At 71.4% G+C, this 15,341-nt stretch carries 16 protein-coding genes; 8 read left to right on the top strand and 8 right to left on the bottom strand.

Going from position 1 to position 15,341, the window contains the following annotated elements; translation table 11 throughout:
* Positions 1 to 186: 186 nt before the first annotated feature.
* Complete coding sequence (locus AB4078_RS05240) at positions 187 to 1,584, bottom strand: MFS transporter (protein ID WP_440734541.1); 1,398 nt, start codon at positions 1,582 to 1,584, stop codon at positions 187 to 189.
* 138 nt (positions 1,585 to 1,722) lie between these two features.
* On the opposite strand from AB4078_RS05240, the gene AB4078_RS05235 reads away from it, so the two are divergent.
* Positions 1,723 to 2,292 (top strand): TetR/AcrR family transcriptional regulator, encoded by a 570-nt coding sequence (locus tag AB4078_RS05235; RefSeq protein ID WP_441976238.1) that lies wholly within the window; start codon positions 1,723 to 1,725, stop codon positions 2,290 to 2,292.
* A gap of 22 nt (positions 2,293 to 2,314) precedes the next feature.
* Here the strand turns inward: AB4078_RS05235 and dapD are convergent, their stop codons facing one another.
* Entirely contained in the window at positions 2,315 to 3,268 is a 954-nt protein-coding gene (dapD, locus tag AB4078_RS05230; protein ID WP_441976237.1) for a 2,3,4,5-tetrahydropyridine-2,6-dicarboxylate N-succinyltransferase, read from the bottom strand.
* A gap of 65 nt (positions 3,269 to 3,333) precedes the next feature.
* On the opposite strand from dapD, the gene dapE reads away from it, so the two are divergent.
* The 3 genes from dapE (at position 3,334) to AB4078_RS05215 (ending at position 5,946) form a co-directional block, all read left to right on the top strand.
* Complete coding sequence (gene dapE / locus AB4078_RS05225; RefSeq protein ID WP_440734538.1) at positions 3,334 to 4,407, top strand: succinyl-diaminopimelate desuccinylase; 1,074 nt, start codon at positions 3,334 to 3,336, stop codon at positions 4,405 to 4,407.
* Positions 4,400 to 5,671 carry a hypothetical protein gene (locus AB4078_RS05220; protein ID WP_441976236.1) on the top strand — a complete coding sequence of 424 codons (1,272 nt, stop codon included), beginning with the start codon at positions 4,400 to 4,402 and terminating at the stop codon, positions 5,669 to 5,671. The genes dapE and AB4078_RS05220 overlap by 8 nt, the downstream gene beginning before the upstream one ends.
* 101 nt (positions 5,672 to 5,772) lie before the next feature.
* Positions 5,773 to 5,946, top strand: a complete 174-nt coding sequence (locus AB4078_RS05215) for a DUF3117 domain-containing protein (RefSeq protein WP_082076728.1) — start codon at positions 5,773 to 5,775, stop codon at positions 5,944 to 5,946.
* 70 nt (positions 5,947 to 6,016) lie between these two features.
* Here AB4078_RS05215 and AB4078_RS05210 read toward each other — a convergent pair whose 3' ends face one another.
* Complete coding sequence (locus AB4078_RS05210) at positions 6,017 to 6,649, bottom strand: O-methyltransferase (RefSeq protein ID WP_441976235.1); 633 nt, start codon at positions 6,647 to 6,649, stop codon at positions 6,017 to 6,019.
* A gap of 94 nt (positions 6,650 to 6,743) precedes the next feature.
* Here AB4078_RS05210 and AB4078_RS05205 point away from each other — a divergent pair, with 94 nt between their 5' ends.
* On the top strand, positions 6,744 to 7,205 hold the full coding sequence (locus AB4078_RS05205) for a Sec-independent protein translocase TatB (RefSeq protein ID WP_441976234.1): 462 nt from the start codon (positions 6,744 to 6,746) through the stop codon (positions 7,203 to 7,205).
* A gap of 22 nt (positions 7,206 to 7,227) precedes the next feature.
* Here AB4078_RS05205 and AB4078_RS05200 read toward each other — a convergent pair whose 3' ends face one another.
* The 3 genes from AB4078_RS05200 to AB4078_RS05190 are packed head-to-tail and all read right to left on the bottom strand — an operon-like array spanning position 7,228 to position 10,159.
* A complete protein-coding gene (locus AB4078_RS05200) occupies positions 7,228 to 8,355 on the bottom strand; it encodes an Mrp/NBP35 family ATP-binding protein (RefSeq protein ID WP_441976233.1) in 1,128 nt (375 codons plus the stop codon).
* The gene (locus tag AB4078_RS05195) at positions 8,352 to 8,873 is read right to left on the bottom strand and encodes a DUF1003 domain-containing protein (RefSeq protein ID WP_441976447.1); all 522 of its coding nucleotides are present in this window, start codon (positions 8,871 to 8,873) and stop codon (positions 8,352 to 8,354) included. Before AB4078_RS05195 ends, AB4078_RS05200 begins: the two co-directional genes overlap by 4 nt.
* Positions 8,873 to 10,159 carry a magnesium transporter gene (locus AB4078_RS05190; RefSeq protein WP_440734533.1) on the bottom strand — a complete coding sequence of 429 codons (1,287 nt, stop codon included), beginning with the start codon at positions 10,157 to 10,159 and terminating at the stop codon, positions 8,873 to 8,875. The genes AB4078_RS05195 and AB4078_RS05190 overlap by 1 nt, the downstream gene beginning before the upstream one ends.
* Before the next feature lie 88 nt (positions 10,160 to 10,247).
* Here AB4078_RS05190 and AB4078_RS05185 point away from each other — a divergent pair, with 88 nt between their 5' ends.
* Genes AB4078_RS05185 through AB4078_RS05175 form a run of 3 tightly spaced genes read left to right on the top strand, consistent with a single transcriptional unit; the run spans position 10,248 to position 12,963 of the window.
* The gene (locus tag AB4078_RS05185; RefSeq protein WP_441976232.1) at positions 10,248 to 11,036 is read left to right on the top strand and encodes a general stress protein; all 789 of its coding nucleotides are present in this window, start codon (positions 10,248 to 10,250) and stop codon (positions 11,034 to 11,036) included.
* The gene (locus AB4078_RS05180; RefSeq protein ID WP_441976231.1) at positions 11,033 to 11,788 is read left to right on the top strand and encodes an alpha/beta hydrolase family protein; all 756 of its coding nucleotides are present in this window, start codon (positions 11,033 to 11,035) and stop codon (positions 11,786 to 11,788) included. The genes AB4078_RS05185 and AB4078_RS05180 overlap by 4 nt, the downstream gene beginning before the upstream one ends.
* Entirely contained in the window at positions 11,785 to 12,963 is a 1,179-nt protein-coding gene (locus AB4078_RS05175; RefSeq protein WP_441976230.1) for a MalY/PatB family protein, read from the top strand. The genes AB4078_RS05180 and AB4078_RS05175 overlap by 4 nt, the downstream gene beginning before the upstream one ends.
* A 33-nt stretch (positions 12,964 to 12,996) precedes the next feature.
* On the opposite strand, the gene AB4078_RS05170 is transcribed toward AB4078_RS05175, so the two are convergent.
* The gene (locus AB4078_RS05170) at positions 12,997 to 13,938 is read right to left on the bottom strand and encodes a phosphotransferase (RefSeq protein WP_441976229.1); all 942 of its coding nucleotides are present in this window, start codon (positions 13,936 to 13,938) and stop codon (positions 12,997 to 12,999) included.
* A complete protein-coding gene (locus tag AB4078_RS05165) occupies positions 13,905 to 15,335 on the bottom strand; it encodes an aminopeptidase P family protein (RefSeq protein ID WP_441976228.1) in 1,431 nt (476 codons plus the stop codon). The genes AB4078_RS05170 and AB4078_RS05165 overlap by 34 nt, the downstream gene beginning before the upstream one ends.
* Positions 15,336 to 15,341 lie beyond the last annotated feature (6 nt).

Genomic DNA, 15,341 nt, shown 5'->3' with positions numbered 1-15,341 from the left:
GGGCCGGTGTCCGGCCACGGGGTCAGGGCGTCGCAATGAACGTGTCGCAACGACGCATCAGGTCGCCGCTCACAGAACCGGATCGCGAGGGGGAGCGAACTCCGCGCCCAGGGATCCAGGATGGCGACGAGATGCCGGATGATCCGACATCCCCTACATCCTATCCTGGATCCCCTGACAGTCGGTTCAGGCCTCGACGAGCTCGGGCAATGCCGTCGCCGATGTCGTGACGTGGGGGCGGGTGCGCACCGCCCACACGATCGCGCCCGCGAGGATCGTGGCGACCGCGACGAGCCCCCATGCGGTGGCGAAGCCGGAGCCGGTGCCGTGCGTCGCAGAGCCGAACACGATCGCGCCGGTCGCCGCTGAGCCGATCGCGGATCCGATCGTGCGGAGGTTCGCGTTCACGCCGGTCGCGACGCCGGTGACCGCGGCGGGCACGCTCTGCACGACGATGCCGGCCGAGGCCGCGTAGGCCAGCCCGCAGCCGATGCCGAAGCCCGCGCCTGCCACGGCGAGCTGCCAGGGCGTCGAGTGCGCCAGGGCGGCGCTCGCGCCGGAGACACCCATCAGCAGCGCGCCGATGACGAGCAGAGTGCGCAACGAAAGGATGCGGTTCAGCGCGCCGGTGGCGAAGCCGACCCCGCTCATGCCGATCAGCATCGGAACGAGCATGAGCCCGGCGTCGCGCACGGTGAGACCCGTGCCGCCCGCGGAGGCCGACAGCTCGAGGAACTGCGGCAGGTAGCCCCAGAACGCGAAGACGCCGGCCCCGATCAGGAGCGATGCGGCGTTGACCGGCCAGATCGCGGGGGAGGCCAGCATCCGCAGGTCCACGAGCGGCTCGGCGGAGCGCAGCTCCGACACGATCCACGCGGCGAAGGCGAGCACGGCGACGCCGAACAGCGCGAGCACGGCCGGCGAGGTCCAGCCCCAGCGCGAGCCGGTGCTGAGCGGGACGAGCAGTGCGACCAGCCACGCCGAGAGCAGCACCGAGGAGCGGGTGTTGACCCGCCCGAGGGCGCGGGTGCCGGTGTCGCGCACCGCGGCGAGGGTGAGGAAGGCGCCGAGTGCGGCGACCAGGAACGGCACCGCGAACGTGCCGCGCCAGCCGACGAGGTCCGCCAGCGGGCCTGCGAGCACGGTGCCCGCGGCGCCGCCGATGCCGATCACGGCGCTCACCACGCCGATCGCTCCGGTCACGCGCTCACGGGGGAGTGCGTCACGCAGCAGCCCATAGGCGAGGGGGAACAGCGCACCGCCGATGCCCTGCAGCACGCGGGCGACGATGAGCACCTCGAGGGTCGGGGCGACCGCGGCCAGCACGTCCCCCGCCGCGGTCGCGCCGAGGGTGATCAGGAAGGTGGTGCGCCGTCCGCGCAGGTCGCCGACGCGGCCGAGGGTGGGTGTGGCGACCGCGGCGGCGATGAGCCACGCGGTCATGGTCCAGCTGGCCGCATCGGCGGTGACGCCGAACTCCGCCTGGATGAGCGGCACGAGCGGGATGACGAGGTTCTGCAGAAGAGCGATGGAGGAGACCGCTACGGCGATCGCGACCAGGACCGAGGTGGATGAGCGGGACATGAGTTCCCTTCCGAAGCCTGGAGAAGAGGGGTAAAGTGGAGGAAGGCCTCCGAACGGAGGATGCCTCCGGATTGAGATTACCGGAGGGTCCCTCCGGTTTGCAAGAGGTCTTCTGAGACTTTTCGGAAGGACGGCACGATGGGCGGCCAGAACAGGGCTACGGCGACGCTGGAGGAGCGGCGACCGCGCCGTGCCGACGCCGCGCGCAACTTCGACGCCCTCGTCACCGCCGGGCGCGAGGCTTTCGCCGAGGATGGCTCGGGCGCCTCGCTCGAGGACATCGCGCGCCGCGCAGGGGTCGGCATCGGCACGCTGTACCGCAACTTCCCGACCAGGGACGACCTGATCGAGACGCTCTACCTCCGCGAGGTCGCCGCTCTCGCCGACGCCGCGGACGAGGTGGCGGACCTGGAGCCCTGGCCCGCACTGGAGGCCTGGTTGGGGCGTTTCGTCGAGTACGTCGGCACCAAGCACGTCCTGCTGGACGGGCTGAACCGGGAGTCGTCGGTGTTCGCGGAGTGCCGCGGCGTGATGCTGGGCGCGGGGGAGCCGCTGCTCGCCCGCGCGCAGGCGGACGGCGCGGTCAAGGCGGATCTCGCGATCGCCGACGTCGTCAAGCTCATCGCCGGTGTGAGCGCGGTCGCCTACGACGACGAACAGCAGCGCCGTCGCGTGCTCGGCCTCGCGATCGGCTCGCTGCGGACCTGAGCTCTGCCCGAGAGCCCGTCACTCAGGCGTGCAGCGCCTCGTTGAGCGTCACGCCCACGCCGGTGCGGCGCACGGCCTCGACAGCTCCGGAAAGGGAGTTGCGCCGGAACAGGATCCCGTTCTCGCCGCTCAGCTGCGCGCCCTTGACGACAGGGCGGCCCCCGTCGGCCAGCGGAGCGCCGTCGGCGAGCACGATCTTCGTGCCTGCCGTGACGTACAGGCCCGCCTCGACGATGCAGTCGTCGCCGAGGGAGATCCCGATGCCGGCGTTCGCGCCGAGCAGGGTGCGCGCACCGATCGAGACGCGGTGGGTGCCGCCTCCCGAGAGCGTGCCCATGATCGAGGAGCCTCCGCCGATGTCGGATCCGTCGCCGACGACGACGCCCTGCGAGATCCGGCCCTCGACCATCGAGGCGCCGAGGGTGCCCGCGTTGAAGTTCACGAAGCCCTCGTGCATGACGGTGGTGCCGGGGGCCAGGTGGGCGCCCAGGCGCACCCGCGAGGCGTCCGCGATGCGCACTCCTTCCGGCAGCACGTAGTCGGTGAGCCTCGGGAACTTGTCCACGCCGGTGATCTGGATCCCGGCGCGCTGCAGCAGCGGGCGCAGCCGTGCCGCATCGGCGGGGAGCATCGGACCGGCGCTCGTCCAGGCGACATTCGGGAGGTGCGCGAAGATGCCGTCGAGGTTCACCTCGTTGGGGCGCACCAGCAGGTGCGAGAGGGCGTGCAGGCGCAGATACGCGTCGGCGGTCGAAGCCGGAGCCGCATCGAGGTCGATCGACAGCTGCACCGCCTCGACGGTGACGTTGCGGCGATCGTCGGCACCGGCGAGCGCCTCGAACGTCAGGGCGGACGCGGCGTGGTCTCCGGCGGACGGCTCGACGGCGCCGATCTCGCCGTACCAGGCGTCCAGGACGGTGCCGTCGCCGGCGATGGTGGTCAGGCCGGATCCGTGGATCATGCGCGCGTCGGTCATGCGTCCACGGTATCGAATCGGCACCCCCAGCTTCCCCTTCATGACGCGGCGCTAGGGTGGGGACCATGCCGCTCGATCTCACCGCCTCCGCGGCGGACATCACCCGCGCGATCTGCGACATCCCCAGCGTCTCGGGGGAGGAGAAGCCGCTGGCGGACCTGATTGAGGAGGCCGTGCGCGCGCTCGGCCATCTCGAGGTGCTGCGCGAGGGCAACACGATCGTCGCTCGCACGAACCTGGGCCGCGCGCAGCGCGTGGCGATCGCCGGGCACATCGACACGGTGCCGATCAACGCAAACGTGCCGACGCGTGATGTCGAGATCGACGGCGAGGCTCTGATCTGGGGGCGCGGCACGGTCGACATGAAGGCCGGGGTCGCGGTGCAGCTCAAGCTCGCCTCGGAGCTCACCGAGCCCGTGGTCGACATCACTTGGATGTGGTACGACAACGAAGAGGTCGAGGCCGCCCGCAACGGGCTCAAGCTGCTCGCCGATCACCGGCCGGATCTGTTCGAGGCCGACTTCGCGATCCTCGGCGAGCCCTCGAACGGCGAGGTCGAGGGCGGCTGCAACGGCACGCTGCGCGCTGTCGTGCGCACGACCGGGGTGCGCGCGCACTCGGCGCGCGCCTGGATCGGCGAGAACGCGATCCACCGTGCGGCGCCGATCCTCGCGCGTCTCGCGGAGTACCGTCCGCGCGAGATCACGGTGGACGGCCTGGAGTACCGCGAGGGGCTGAACGCGGTGCGGATCACCGGCGGCATCGCCGGCAACGTCATCCCCGACGTCTGCGAGGTCGAGGTGAACTACCGCTTCGCCCCGAGCAAGTCCGCGGCCGATGCGGAGGCGCACGTGCGCAACGTGTTCGCCGGTTTCGCGGTCGAGATCACCGACGTCGCCGAGGGTGCTCGTCCTGGCCTCGACGCGCCGATCGCACAGGAGTTCGTGGCGGCCGTCGGCGCGACCCCGAAACCGAAGTACGGGTGGACCGATGTGGCGCGGTTCTCCGCGCTGGGCATCCCCGCGGTCAACTACGGACCGGGGGATCCGCACCTCGCGCACCACGACGAGGAGCGTGTGCCGCTCGCGCAGATCACGGCCACCGAGCGGGGCCTGCGCTCCTGGCTCAGCGGTGTCTGAGCTCGCCGCGGCGGCGGTGCATCGCCGGCAGGGCGCGACGACCGCACCGCGCTGGGCCGCCCGGCTCTATGCACGTACGCCCGCCTGGGCGGGTATCCTCGCGATCTACGTCGGGGCGCGCCTGATCACCACCGGCCTGCTGCTGTGGGCGACCGGGCTGTCCGGCGCGCCGGGCTCGCGGTTCGGCCACGGCGCGTCGATCGCCTCATTCGTGACCGGGTGGGACGCGCAGTGGTACTGGTACATCGTCGTGTACGGGTACCCGACCACGCTGCCGCTCGGGCCGGACGGACACATCACCCAGAACTCGTGGGCGTTCCTGCCGCTGTACCCGTGGGTGTCGCAGGTCGTGGCGCTGCCGTTCGGTGCAGGCGGCTGGGGCGTGGGCGCGGCGCTCGTCTCCCTCGTGGCGGGATACCTCTGCTGCCTCGTGCTGTTCCGCATGATGCGCGGGCGGATCGGGCGGATGGCGGCGGTGTGGACGGTCGTCTTCTTCGCCTCCGGCCCCCTCGGCGCGCTGTTCCAGGTCGGCTACGCCGAGGTGCTCAACATGCTGTTCCTGCTGCTCGCGCTGGACGGCCTGATCCGCCGCCGCTACGTGCGGCTGTATCCGCTGATCGTGCTGATGGGCTTCACGCGCCCGGGTGTGCTGGCGTTCGCGCTCACGCTCGGCCTCATGCTCGTGGTGCGCTGGATGCGACGGAAGTCGGATCCGCTGACGGGATCCGAGATCGCGCACTACCTCGGTCTCGGGGCGCTCGGCGTCGTCGTGGGTTTCGCGTGGCAGGCGATCGCGGGCGTGGTCACGGGCGTGCCGAACGCCTACCTGGAGACCGAGCTGAGCTGGCGCGGATTCTGGATGCCGCAGGACGGGCACACCGCCTTCTCGCCCTTCGAGGGGTGGCTGAGCGCGATGCCGTACTGGGCGCAGCTGCTCGGGCTGCCGGGATGGCTCGGCCTCGTCATCCTCGCCGTGCTGGTGGCGCTGTTCGCGGCGGTGCTGATCGCGGGGCACGGCGTGCGCCGGCTCGGGCCGGAGATCCGGCTCTTCTCGGCGAGCTACGCCCTGTACCTGCTGGCCGTGTTCTTCCCGCAGTCCAGCACGCTGCGGTTGATGTTCCCGCTCGCGCCCCTGTGGGGCGGCGTCGGTTGGCACCGTTCCTGGTGGCTGCGGACGACGGTGCTGGTGGTGTGCATCGCGCTGCAGGCGCTGTGGATCGCGAACGTCTACGGCCTCGCGAACACCTTCTGGCGCGTGCCCTGAACCTGCTCGATCGTCTCGCGGCCTCGCCGCGCCGCGGTAAGCGGTGTCCCAGCACCCACTAATATGGGAGTCGTAGACCACCGAGGAAAGGGAGCACCGCGATGGCAGCGATGAAGCCGAGGACTGGCGACGGACCCATGGAGGCCGTGAAGGAGGGCCGGCTGATCATCGTGCGCGTTCCGCTCGAAGGCGGCGGGCGTCTGGTCGTCTCCGTCAACGACGCAGAGGCGAAGGAACTTCACGACGTGCTCAGCAACGTCGTGGCAGCAGCCTGAGTTCCGACTCGCACGATCAAGACCAGATCTCTTCAGATCTTCGAAAGGCCCGCTTCCTGCGGGCCTTTCGTCATTCGGCGATGCCGGTCAGCTGCAGCAGGCCTTCGCCGACCGTGCTCAGCGCGGCGAGTACGGCGGGGGACTGCTGGGTCTCCTGGATGAGCGAGCGGTAGGCGACCGTGACGTCGTCGCGCTGCACCGGATCCGCGACCCTTCCGCCGGCGAGCACGCGCGGCACGAGCACGGTCCCTCCGGCGCGCACGAGCCGCAGACCGTGCTCGACGTACTCGATCACGTTCTCCGGATCCGCGTCGACGAGGACGATGTCGTAGGCGGCCTCGTTCATCCGAGGCAGCACATCGGCGGCCCTGCCCGCGATGAAGCGCGCGCGGGTGGGGGCGATCCGTGCGTCCTGGAAGGCGCTGCGCGCGGCGGCCAGGTGCTCCGGCTCGTTGTCGATCGACGTGAGCACGGCCTTCGGGGCGCCGCGCAGCAGCCAGAGCCCGGAGACGCCGGCGCCGGTGCCGATCTCGACGATCGAGCGCGCGCCGGTGGCTGCCGCGAGCACGGCGATCTGCGCGCCGACGGCGGCGCTGATCGGCTGCGCGCCGAGTTCGACCGCATGTGCGCGCGCCTTGGCGATCTCATCCGGCTCGATGATTGCTTCGCGCACGTATCGCGCGTTGGCGTCCTGCTCGCTCACTTCGACTCCCTGGCGGTCGCTCACTGCACCGCATGCCCCCAGCGTAGGCGTCCTCCGTGTCCGCAGTGGCCAGGCGCGGCGGTACCCTTATGACATGTTCTTCGGCATCACCTTCGAGAAGCTGATCGTGATCGGCGTGATCGCGGCCCTTCTCGTCGGCCCTGAGCGGCTCCCGCGCTACGCGGAGACGTTCGCGCGCCTGGTCAAGAAGGCGGGCGACTACATGCGCGGCGCCAAAGATCGCATGCGCGAGGAGGTCGGGCCGGAGATCGATGAGCTGGACTGGCGCAAGCTGGATCCCCGGCAGTACGACCCGCGCCGCATCATCCGCGATGCGCTGATGGATGACACCCCGGCGCCGCCGCGTCCGGCAACCCCGGTCGCGGCGGTCGAGACCGCTCCGGCGCCGGCGGCTGCGGGTTCGGCAGCAGCTCTGCTGGCCACGGCGACCGCGATGAACGCCGCGTCCGCCGGGGGAGAGACAGCCCCCACGTCGAAGGCGCCGAAGGTGTTCTCCGCCGAGAACCTTCCGCCGTACGACAGCGAAGCCACCTGATCGTCCAGCCCAGGCTGGCTGTCTAACCCAGGCTGACGGGAAGGCGCCGCCCGGAGAGACCACGGCCCTCTCGATCGATCGCGTCCGCGACAGCCAGGATCGCGCGTGCCGAGGGATCCTGCGGGTCCGCGAGCACCACGGGCACTCCCGCGTCCCCGCCCGTGCGCAGCGCGGGGCTCAGCGGGACCGAGGCCAACAGCGGAACCGGATCCGCATCCTGCGAAAGGGCGTTCGCGACGGCCTGCCCGCCGCCGGATCCGAACAGATCGAGCACCGTGCCGTCGGGCAGCGTCAGCGCGGCCATGTTCTCCACGACCCCGATCACCCGTTGCCCGGTCTGCCGGGCAACGAGAGCGCTGCGGATCGCCACGTCGGACGCCGCTTCCTGCGGCGTCGTCACGACCAGCACCTCGGCATGGGGGAGCAGCTGGCCGAGGGTGATCGCGATGTCGCCGGTGCCCGGCGGCATGTCGATGAGCAGCACGTCCAGGTCGCCGAAGAACACGTCGGTGAGGAACTGCTGCACCGTGCGATGCAGCATGGGTCCGCGCCATGCGACCACGGATTCCCCCTCCCGCAGGAACATCCCGATCGAGATGGTCTTCACATCGTGCGCGACCGGGGGCAGCATGAGGTCGTCGATCCGGGTGGGCTGGGTGCCGGGGGCGATCCCGAGGAGGCCGGGGATCGAGAAGCCGTGCACGTCGGCGTCGATGAGCCCGACCCTGCGTCCGCGGGCCGCCAGAGCGACCGCGAGGTTGGCGGTGAGCGAGGACTTGCCCACTCCGCCCTTGCCGCTCGTGACGGCGATCACGCGCGTGAGCGATTCCGGGCCGAAGGGCATCTGCCGGGGCTCCCTGCCGTCCCGCAGGCGCTCGGTGAGGGCGCGACGCTCGTCCGGCGTCATCACGCCCACGGCGACCTCGACCGCATCGATTCCGGGCACCGCCGCCGCGGCCGCGTGCACGTCGGCCTCGATCCGGGTCGCGGCGGGGCAGCCCACGATGGTCAGCGCGATGCCCACGTGTGCGACCGTGCCGGCGACGGTGATGTCGCGGAGCATGTCGAGGTCGGCCAGCGGGCGGCGCAGCTCGGGGTCGGTGACGGCGCCGACGGCGCGGCGGACCGCGTCGGCGAGGTCGACGGTCACGGGGTCTGCTCCGCCGGATCCTCGTCGCGGAGTTCGGCGAGCATCGCCCTGAGCTCGGCGCGCAGCACCTCGCGCGTGACGCTCTGCGCGGAGCGCTCCTCGAGCGACATGCGCAGGGCGACGATCTCCCGGGCCAGGTACTCGGTGTCGGCGAGGTTGCGTTCCGCGCGCTGTCGATCCTGCTCGATCTGCACGCGGTCGCGGTCGTCCTGCCGGTTCTGCGCGAGCAGGATCAGGGGCGCGGCGTAGGAGGCCTGCAGCGAGAGGATCAGCGTGAGCAGGGTGAAATTCGTCGCGGCCGGGTCGAACTGCCACTCCTTGGGCATGGCGATGTTCCACCACAGCCAGACGATGACGAACACCGACATCCCGATGAGGAAGCCGGACGTGCCCATGGCCCGCGCGAACGCCTCGGAGAACCGCCCGAAGGTGTCGCTGGATCCCGTCGACGTGCCGCGCCCGAGCATGCCGGACCGGCCGCGGGGCAGATCCAGCCCACGACGGCCCGACTTCGCCATCATCCGCTCGCTCCCTGCGTCGGCACGGACTGCGCGGACCCGGGACGGTCATCGGCGTCGTGCGAGCGCCAGTCGTCGGGCAGCAGGTAGTCGAGCACATCATCGACGCTGATCGCGCCGACGAGCCGGTGCGCCTGATCCACGACGGGCAGCGAGACGAGGTCGTAGCTGGCCAGCATGCGCGCGACCTCGGCCGCCGAGGCGGTCGCGGGGACGGGTTCGAGGGTGTCGTCGACGATGGCGCCGAGCCGTTCGTGCGGGGGATAGCGCAGCATGCGCTGGAAGTGCACCACGCCGAGCAGGCGTCCTGTGGGCGTCTCGAACGGCGGCAGCGTGACGAAGACGGCGGCGGCCAGGGCAGGGTGCAACTCGTGCCGGCGGATCAGGGCCAGGGCTTCGGCGACCGTGGCATCCGCGGAGAGGATGATCGGCTCGGGGGTCATCAGACCGCCCGCGGTGTCGGGGCTGTAGCGCAACAGCATGCGCACGTCCTCGGCCTCCTCCGGCTCCATGAGCTCGAGGAGGTGCTCCAGGCGGCCCTGGGGCAGCTGCGCGAGCAGGTCGGCGGCGTCGTCCGGCTCCATCTGATCGAGGATGTCCGCGGCGCGTTCGTCGCCGAGACGGTCCAGGATGTCCATCTGGTCGTCCTCGGGCATCTCCTCGAGGGCGTCGGCGAGCCGCTCGTCCGGAAGCTCCTCCGCGACCTCGATGCGACGCTGCTGGGGCAGGTCGAGCAGGGTGTTCGCGAGGTCGGCGGGGTGCATCTCGGAGTAGGTGGCGACGAGCTGCTCGGCGGACTGCGCCTCACCGGGACGGTTGTGCTCGTGCACCTGGTTCCAGGTCGCGAACGTGGTGGGGCCCTTGGCGAACGGCGAGGCGCTCGTCTTGGGCTTGCGCAGGAACAGCTGGCTCACGGACCACTCGCCGAGCCGGTTCGGCTCGATCGCGACGTCCTCGATCACCGCCGTGCCCGAGGCGTCGGAGAAGTCGACGCGCCGGCCGATGAGCTCGGCCATGATGCGCACCTCGCCGTTGCGGGGCTTGAACCGGCGCACGTTCATCAGCCCGGACGTGATGACCTGTCCGGTGCTGATCGATCCGACCCGCCCGATCGAGAGGAACACCTGCCGGCGGCCGGGGATCTCGCAGACCAGGCCGATCACGCGCGGGGCCGCGCTACTTCGGTACACGACGACGACATCACGGACTTTCCCGATCCGGTCGCCGGCGGGGTCGAACACGGCGCACCCGGCCAGGCGCGCGACGAAAACCCGCTGTGTGCTCATGGTTCCAGCGTAGTGTCCTGCGCCTTGGGATCCGGGGTGGGTGACGGCATCCGGCGGTCTCCGGGCAGCCGCGTGGAACAATGGTCCGATGAGCATGCTGAACGCGTCGGGCCCCGCGGGCGAGATCGGCGACTCGGTCGCCACGGTGACCGAGTACGAGGCCGCGCAGAAGCTCGTCTCGCAGCTGATCGCGGGAGAGATCCCGGCCAGGGCGATCGCCATCGTCGGGGTCGGCGTGCAGACCGTGGAGCGGGTCACCGGTCGCCTCGGCTATGCGAACGCGGCGCGCTCCGGCGCGGTCAACGGCGTGCTCATCGGCCTCTTCCTCTCGGCGATCTTCGTGCTGGGCAACCCCGCCGTGCCGATGCAGGCCTTCGTGGGGATCCTGTTCGTCGGCGTCGCGATCGGGATGATCCTTAGTCTCATCACGTACTCGATCGTGCGTCGTCGCCGCGACTACGCGAGCGTGATGCAGCTCAAGGCCGATCATTACGAGGTCACGGTGCTGTCCGATTCGGTCGGCAAGGCGCGCCAGGTGCTCGGCCGTGCCGTCACCCCGATCCCGCAGTCCGCCCCTGCCGCCGGCACGACCGCGGCAGCGCCGCCCCAGTACGGAGAGCGGGTCGAGGAGCCGCCGCGGTACGGCGAGCGCATCGCGCCGCCGCGCCCGCCGATGCCGCCGGCACTGCCGACCGCCTCGGTGCAGCCCGCACAGGACGGTGGCCCGGCGACGGACGGTACCCCGGCGACCGACGGTACCCCGGCGACCGACGAAGCTCCCGCCGCCCCCGCGGAGAGCCCCGCCCTCGAGACGCCGCCCTCCGCGGCCACGCCCGTGGACGGCGAGAACCCGGCGGGCGACGGCACCTCGCGATGACGGGACGGGCCGAGGAGCGGTTCCGGATCGCGGTTCCGCTCCCTGCCGGTACGGCCGAGGTGTCGGCCGCGTTCGGCGCTGCCGACGGGGACCTCGCTGCCGGGGCCGATGCGCCGATCGTGGCGATCGCCCATGGCGCGGGCGCGGGCATGGATCATCCGTTCCTCATCGGTTTCGCCACGGCGCTGCGCACCGCGGGCCTGCACACCATGCGGTTCAACTTCCCGTACGTCGAGGCGGGACGGCGCATGCCGGGCCCGGCGGCGCACGCGATCCTCACCTGGCGCGCCGTCGTCGCCGCGGCGAGCGAGCGCGGATCCGGATCCGTCGTCGCCTGCGGCAAGTCCTATGGTGGGCGGATGGCGTCCATGGCCGCCGCCGAGGAGGCCGGCCTCGCCGCGACGGGGCTCGTCTACCTTGGCTATCCGCTGCACCAGCCGGGCAAGCCGGAGAAGCCGCGGACCGAGCATCTGCCGGCGGTGCCGCAGCCGCAGCTGTTCGTGGAGGGCACGAACGATCCGTTCGTGCAGCCGCTGTCGCAGCTCGAGGAGGCGGTGGCGTCGTGTCAGGACGCGCGGATCGCCTGGATCGACGGCGGCGGGCACTCGTTCGAGGTGAAAGGCCGCAAGCGCCCTGCCGCGGAGATCGGGGCGGATCTCGCGCCGCTGGTCGTGGAGTTCGCGTGGTCGGGTTTCGGCAAGGGCGCGTCGGAGATCGGCGCATCGGGGCGCAACGAAGGGGGAGACGCATGAGCATGGCGCAGGAGCTGGACGCGATCGGCATCGCCCGGCTGCGCGAGATCGGCAGCCTGAAGTGGTCGGTGTTCCCCGAGGCGATCGGCGCGTTCGTCGCCGAGATGGACTTCCCGCCCGCGCCGGCGATCGCAAGCGCGATGAAGGGCGCGATCGATGACGGCCTGACCGGATATCTGCCGGCGGCCGTGCGGGCGCGCATGAGCGAGGCGACCGCGCGCTGGCAGAAGGATCGCTACGGCTGGGACGTGCCGGCCGATCGGATCCGCCCCGTGCCGGATGTGCTGACCGCACTGCGCGCGACGATCGACTTCTTCACCGAGCCCGGCTCGAGGATCGTGCTGCCCACGCCCGCGTACATGCCGTTCCTGACGATCCCGGCGATGCACGACCGCGAGATCATCGAGGTGCCGATGCTCGTCGAGGGCGGGCGCCACGTCTACGACCTGGACGGCATCGACCGGGCGTTCGCGGACGGCGGCGGCCTGCTGATCCTGTGCAACCCGTACAACCCGCTGGGACGTGTGTTCGAGCGCGCGGAACTCGAAGCGGTCGCGGAGGTCGTCGCGCGGCACGGCGCGCGCGTGTTCTCGGACGAGATCCACGCGCCGCTCGTCTTCGCGCCGCACCGCCACGTTCCCTACGCCGGCATCAGCGCCGTGACAGCGGGACATACGATCACCGCCACCAGCGCCTCGAAGGCGTTCAACCTGCCCGGCCTCAAGGCGGCGCAGGTGATCCTGACGAACGACACGGATGTCGAGACCTGGGCGCGGCCGGAGGTCGCCTGGGCGGAGCACGGCACGGCGAATCTCGGCGTGATCGCGACCACCGCGGCCTTCGACGACAGCCGCGACTGGCTCGACGGCACGCTCGATTACCTCGACGGCAACCGCCGGCTGCTGGGCGAGCTCCTCGCCGAGCACATCCCCGGGATGGGCTACCGCGCCCCGGAGGGCACGTACATCGCCTGGCTGGAGGCGCGCGGGCTCGGCATCGAGGGGTCGCCGGCCGCGTTCTTCCGCGAGCACGCGGGCGTCGCCATGACCGACGGCATCGCCTGCGGCGCCGCCGGGGAGGGCTACCTGCGCTTCATCCTCGCCACGCCCCGCCCGGTCATCGAGCAGGCCGTGCGCCAGATGGCGGCGGCGCTGGGCGAGCACACCGTCGGCTGACAGCCGGAACATCCCCGCCGAAGAGCCTCGGCCTCAGCCCAGATCCGGATCGGCGAGCAGCCGTCGCATGGTGCGCAGGCCGAGAGCGGCCATCACGGGATTGGTGCGCTCGTAGTACCAGCCGAGGCCCATCGCCTGCTGCAGCGCCCACGCAGCTCCCCGGCACCATTCCTGGTCATCGCTGCCCAGAGCCGCACGGAGCCGGCGCCGGTCGTCGAGTCCGAGCAGGTGCCACGCGACCACGAGATCGAGCGACGGATCCGCCGCTCCGAAGGACCCGCCGTCCAGCACTCCGGCGAGCCGATCATCGTCCGAGACGAGCAGGTTCGGCGGGATCAGGTCCTTGTGCGACATGACCTCCGTGCCGGGGTGCGGGATCTGCGACAGCCGCTGCCAGAGCGCACGCGCGGACGGGACATCCAGCAGATGTCCGCTCTTCGCGAAGCACTGCGTCATCCACTCCTCGTGCGCGTGCAGCTCGCCGCCGCGCCCTCGGCCGTCGAACGTCCGCCCCCGCAGGGGTGCGAGACGCAGGGCCCCGATCAGCCGCGCCAGATCGTCGGCGAGCAGCGGGAGCGCACCAGGATCCTCGTCCGCCACGGTCTCGGAGGCAGTGCGACCGGGGATCCAGGCCTGCACCGACCATGCCGAAGGGTAGCCCTCGTCCCGGTCGATGACACCGCGCACGACGGGTGCGGGGAACGGGGAGCACGTCGCGAACTCGTCGAGGGCGCGCGCCTCCGCGGCCACGTCCTCGAGCGCCGCGGACTGCAGCGGGAACCGGGCGACGTGCGCGTCGCCGATCCGGAACAGTGCGTTCATCGTGCCCGGTGTCGACAGCGCCACCACCGGCTGCCCCGCCAGCGCGGGAAAGGCCGCCGCGATCCTCTCGGTCGCGGCGGCCTCGTCCAGCCGGAGCTGATCCGGGTGCATGTCCTCGGTCAGGACGCGGATCCCTGCACGCGGGCGATCCACGCCTCGACCTCGGCGGAGGTGCGTGGGATGGCGGCTGAGAGATTCACCGGGCCTTCGGCGGCGATGAGGATGTCGTCCTCGATGCGCACGCCGATGCCGCGGTACTCCTCGGGCACGGTCAGATCGTCGATCTGGAAGTACAGGCCGGGCTCGATCGTGAACACCATGCCGGGCTCGATCAGGCCGTCGTAGTACATCTCGCGGCGGGCCTGGGCGCAGTCGTGCACGTCGATGCCGAGATGGTGGCTCGTGCCGTGCACCATGTAGCGGCGGTGCTGGCCGCCCTGGTCGGCGTCGAGGGCCTCCTCGGCGGAGACGGGCAGCAGACCCCACTCGGCGGTACGACGGGCGATCACGTCCATCGCGGCCGCGTGCACCTCGCGGAACGGCACACCGACCTCGGCAGCGGCGAAGGCGGCGTCCGCGGCCTCGACCACGGTGTCGTAGATGCGGCGCTGCACCTCGCTGAACGTGCCGTTCACCGGCAGCGTGCGCGTGATATCGGCCGTGTAGAGGCTGTCGGCCTCGGCTCCGGCGTCGATGAGGATGAGGTCGCCCGGAAGCACGGCGCCGTCGTTGCGGGTCCAGTGCAGGTAGCACGCGTGCGGGCCGGATGCGGCGATCGTGTCGTAGCCCTCCCAGCTGCCGTCGCTGCGGGCGCGCTGGTGGAAGACGCCCTCGACGATGCGTTCGCCGCGCGGGTGCGCGACCGCCCGCGGAAGGTCGCGGATGATGTCGTCGAAGCCGTCCGCGGTGATCGCCACGGCTCGGCGCATCTCCGCGACCTCGTACTCGTCCTTGACGAGGCGCAGCTCGGAGACGAACCGGGTGAGCTCGTCGTCCTGGTCGACCACGAGGTCTTCCTCGCCCGCGGCGAACTCGTCGAGATGCGCGGTGGTCACGCCAAGGTCTGCGGCGACGCCGGCGAGAGCGGGACGCGGTCCGATCCAGAACTCGCCGATCGTCGCGTCGGAGTAGAACTCGCTCGTGGTGCGGTCGGCGCGCTCGCGGAAGTACAGCGTGACGTCGTGGCCGTCCGCGGTGGGCTCGAACACGAGCAGCGAGTCGGGCTCGGAGTCGACCGCCCAGCCGGTGAGGTGCGCGAACGCCGAGTGCGCCCGGAACGGGTAGTCGGTGTCATTGCTGCGCTGCTTGAGGGATCCGGCCGGGATCACCAGGCGCTTGCCGGGGAAGGCCGCGGAGACGGCGGCGCGACGTGCTGCTGCGTAGGGCGCCTGCGCGCGCGGAGCGGGCAGGGACTCGGGGCGTTCGGCCCAGCCCGTCGAGATGGTGTCGAGGAAGCCCTGCGGGAAAGGCTGGCGGCGGTTGGTCGTCGTCGAGGTGGTCGCGGTGGCGGCATCGCCCGGCTGCTCGATCGTGTCGTGCTCGGAGGTCATGGATCC

Source organism: Microbacterium sp. 2MCAF23, assembly GCF_052115565.1.
Taxonomy (GTDB): Bacteria; Actinomycetota; Actinomycetes; order Actinomycetales; family Microbacteriaceae; genus Microbacterium.
Note: the sequence above shows the minus strand (reverse complement) of the source record. Positions and strands in the feature narration are given on the sequence as shown.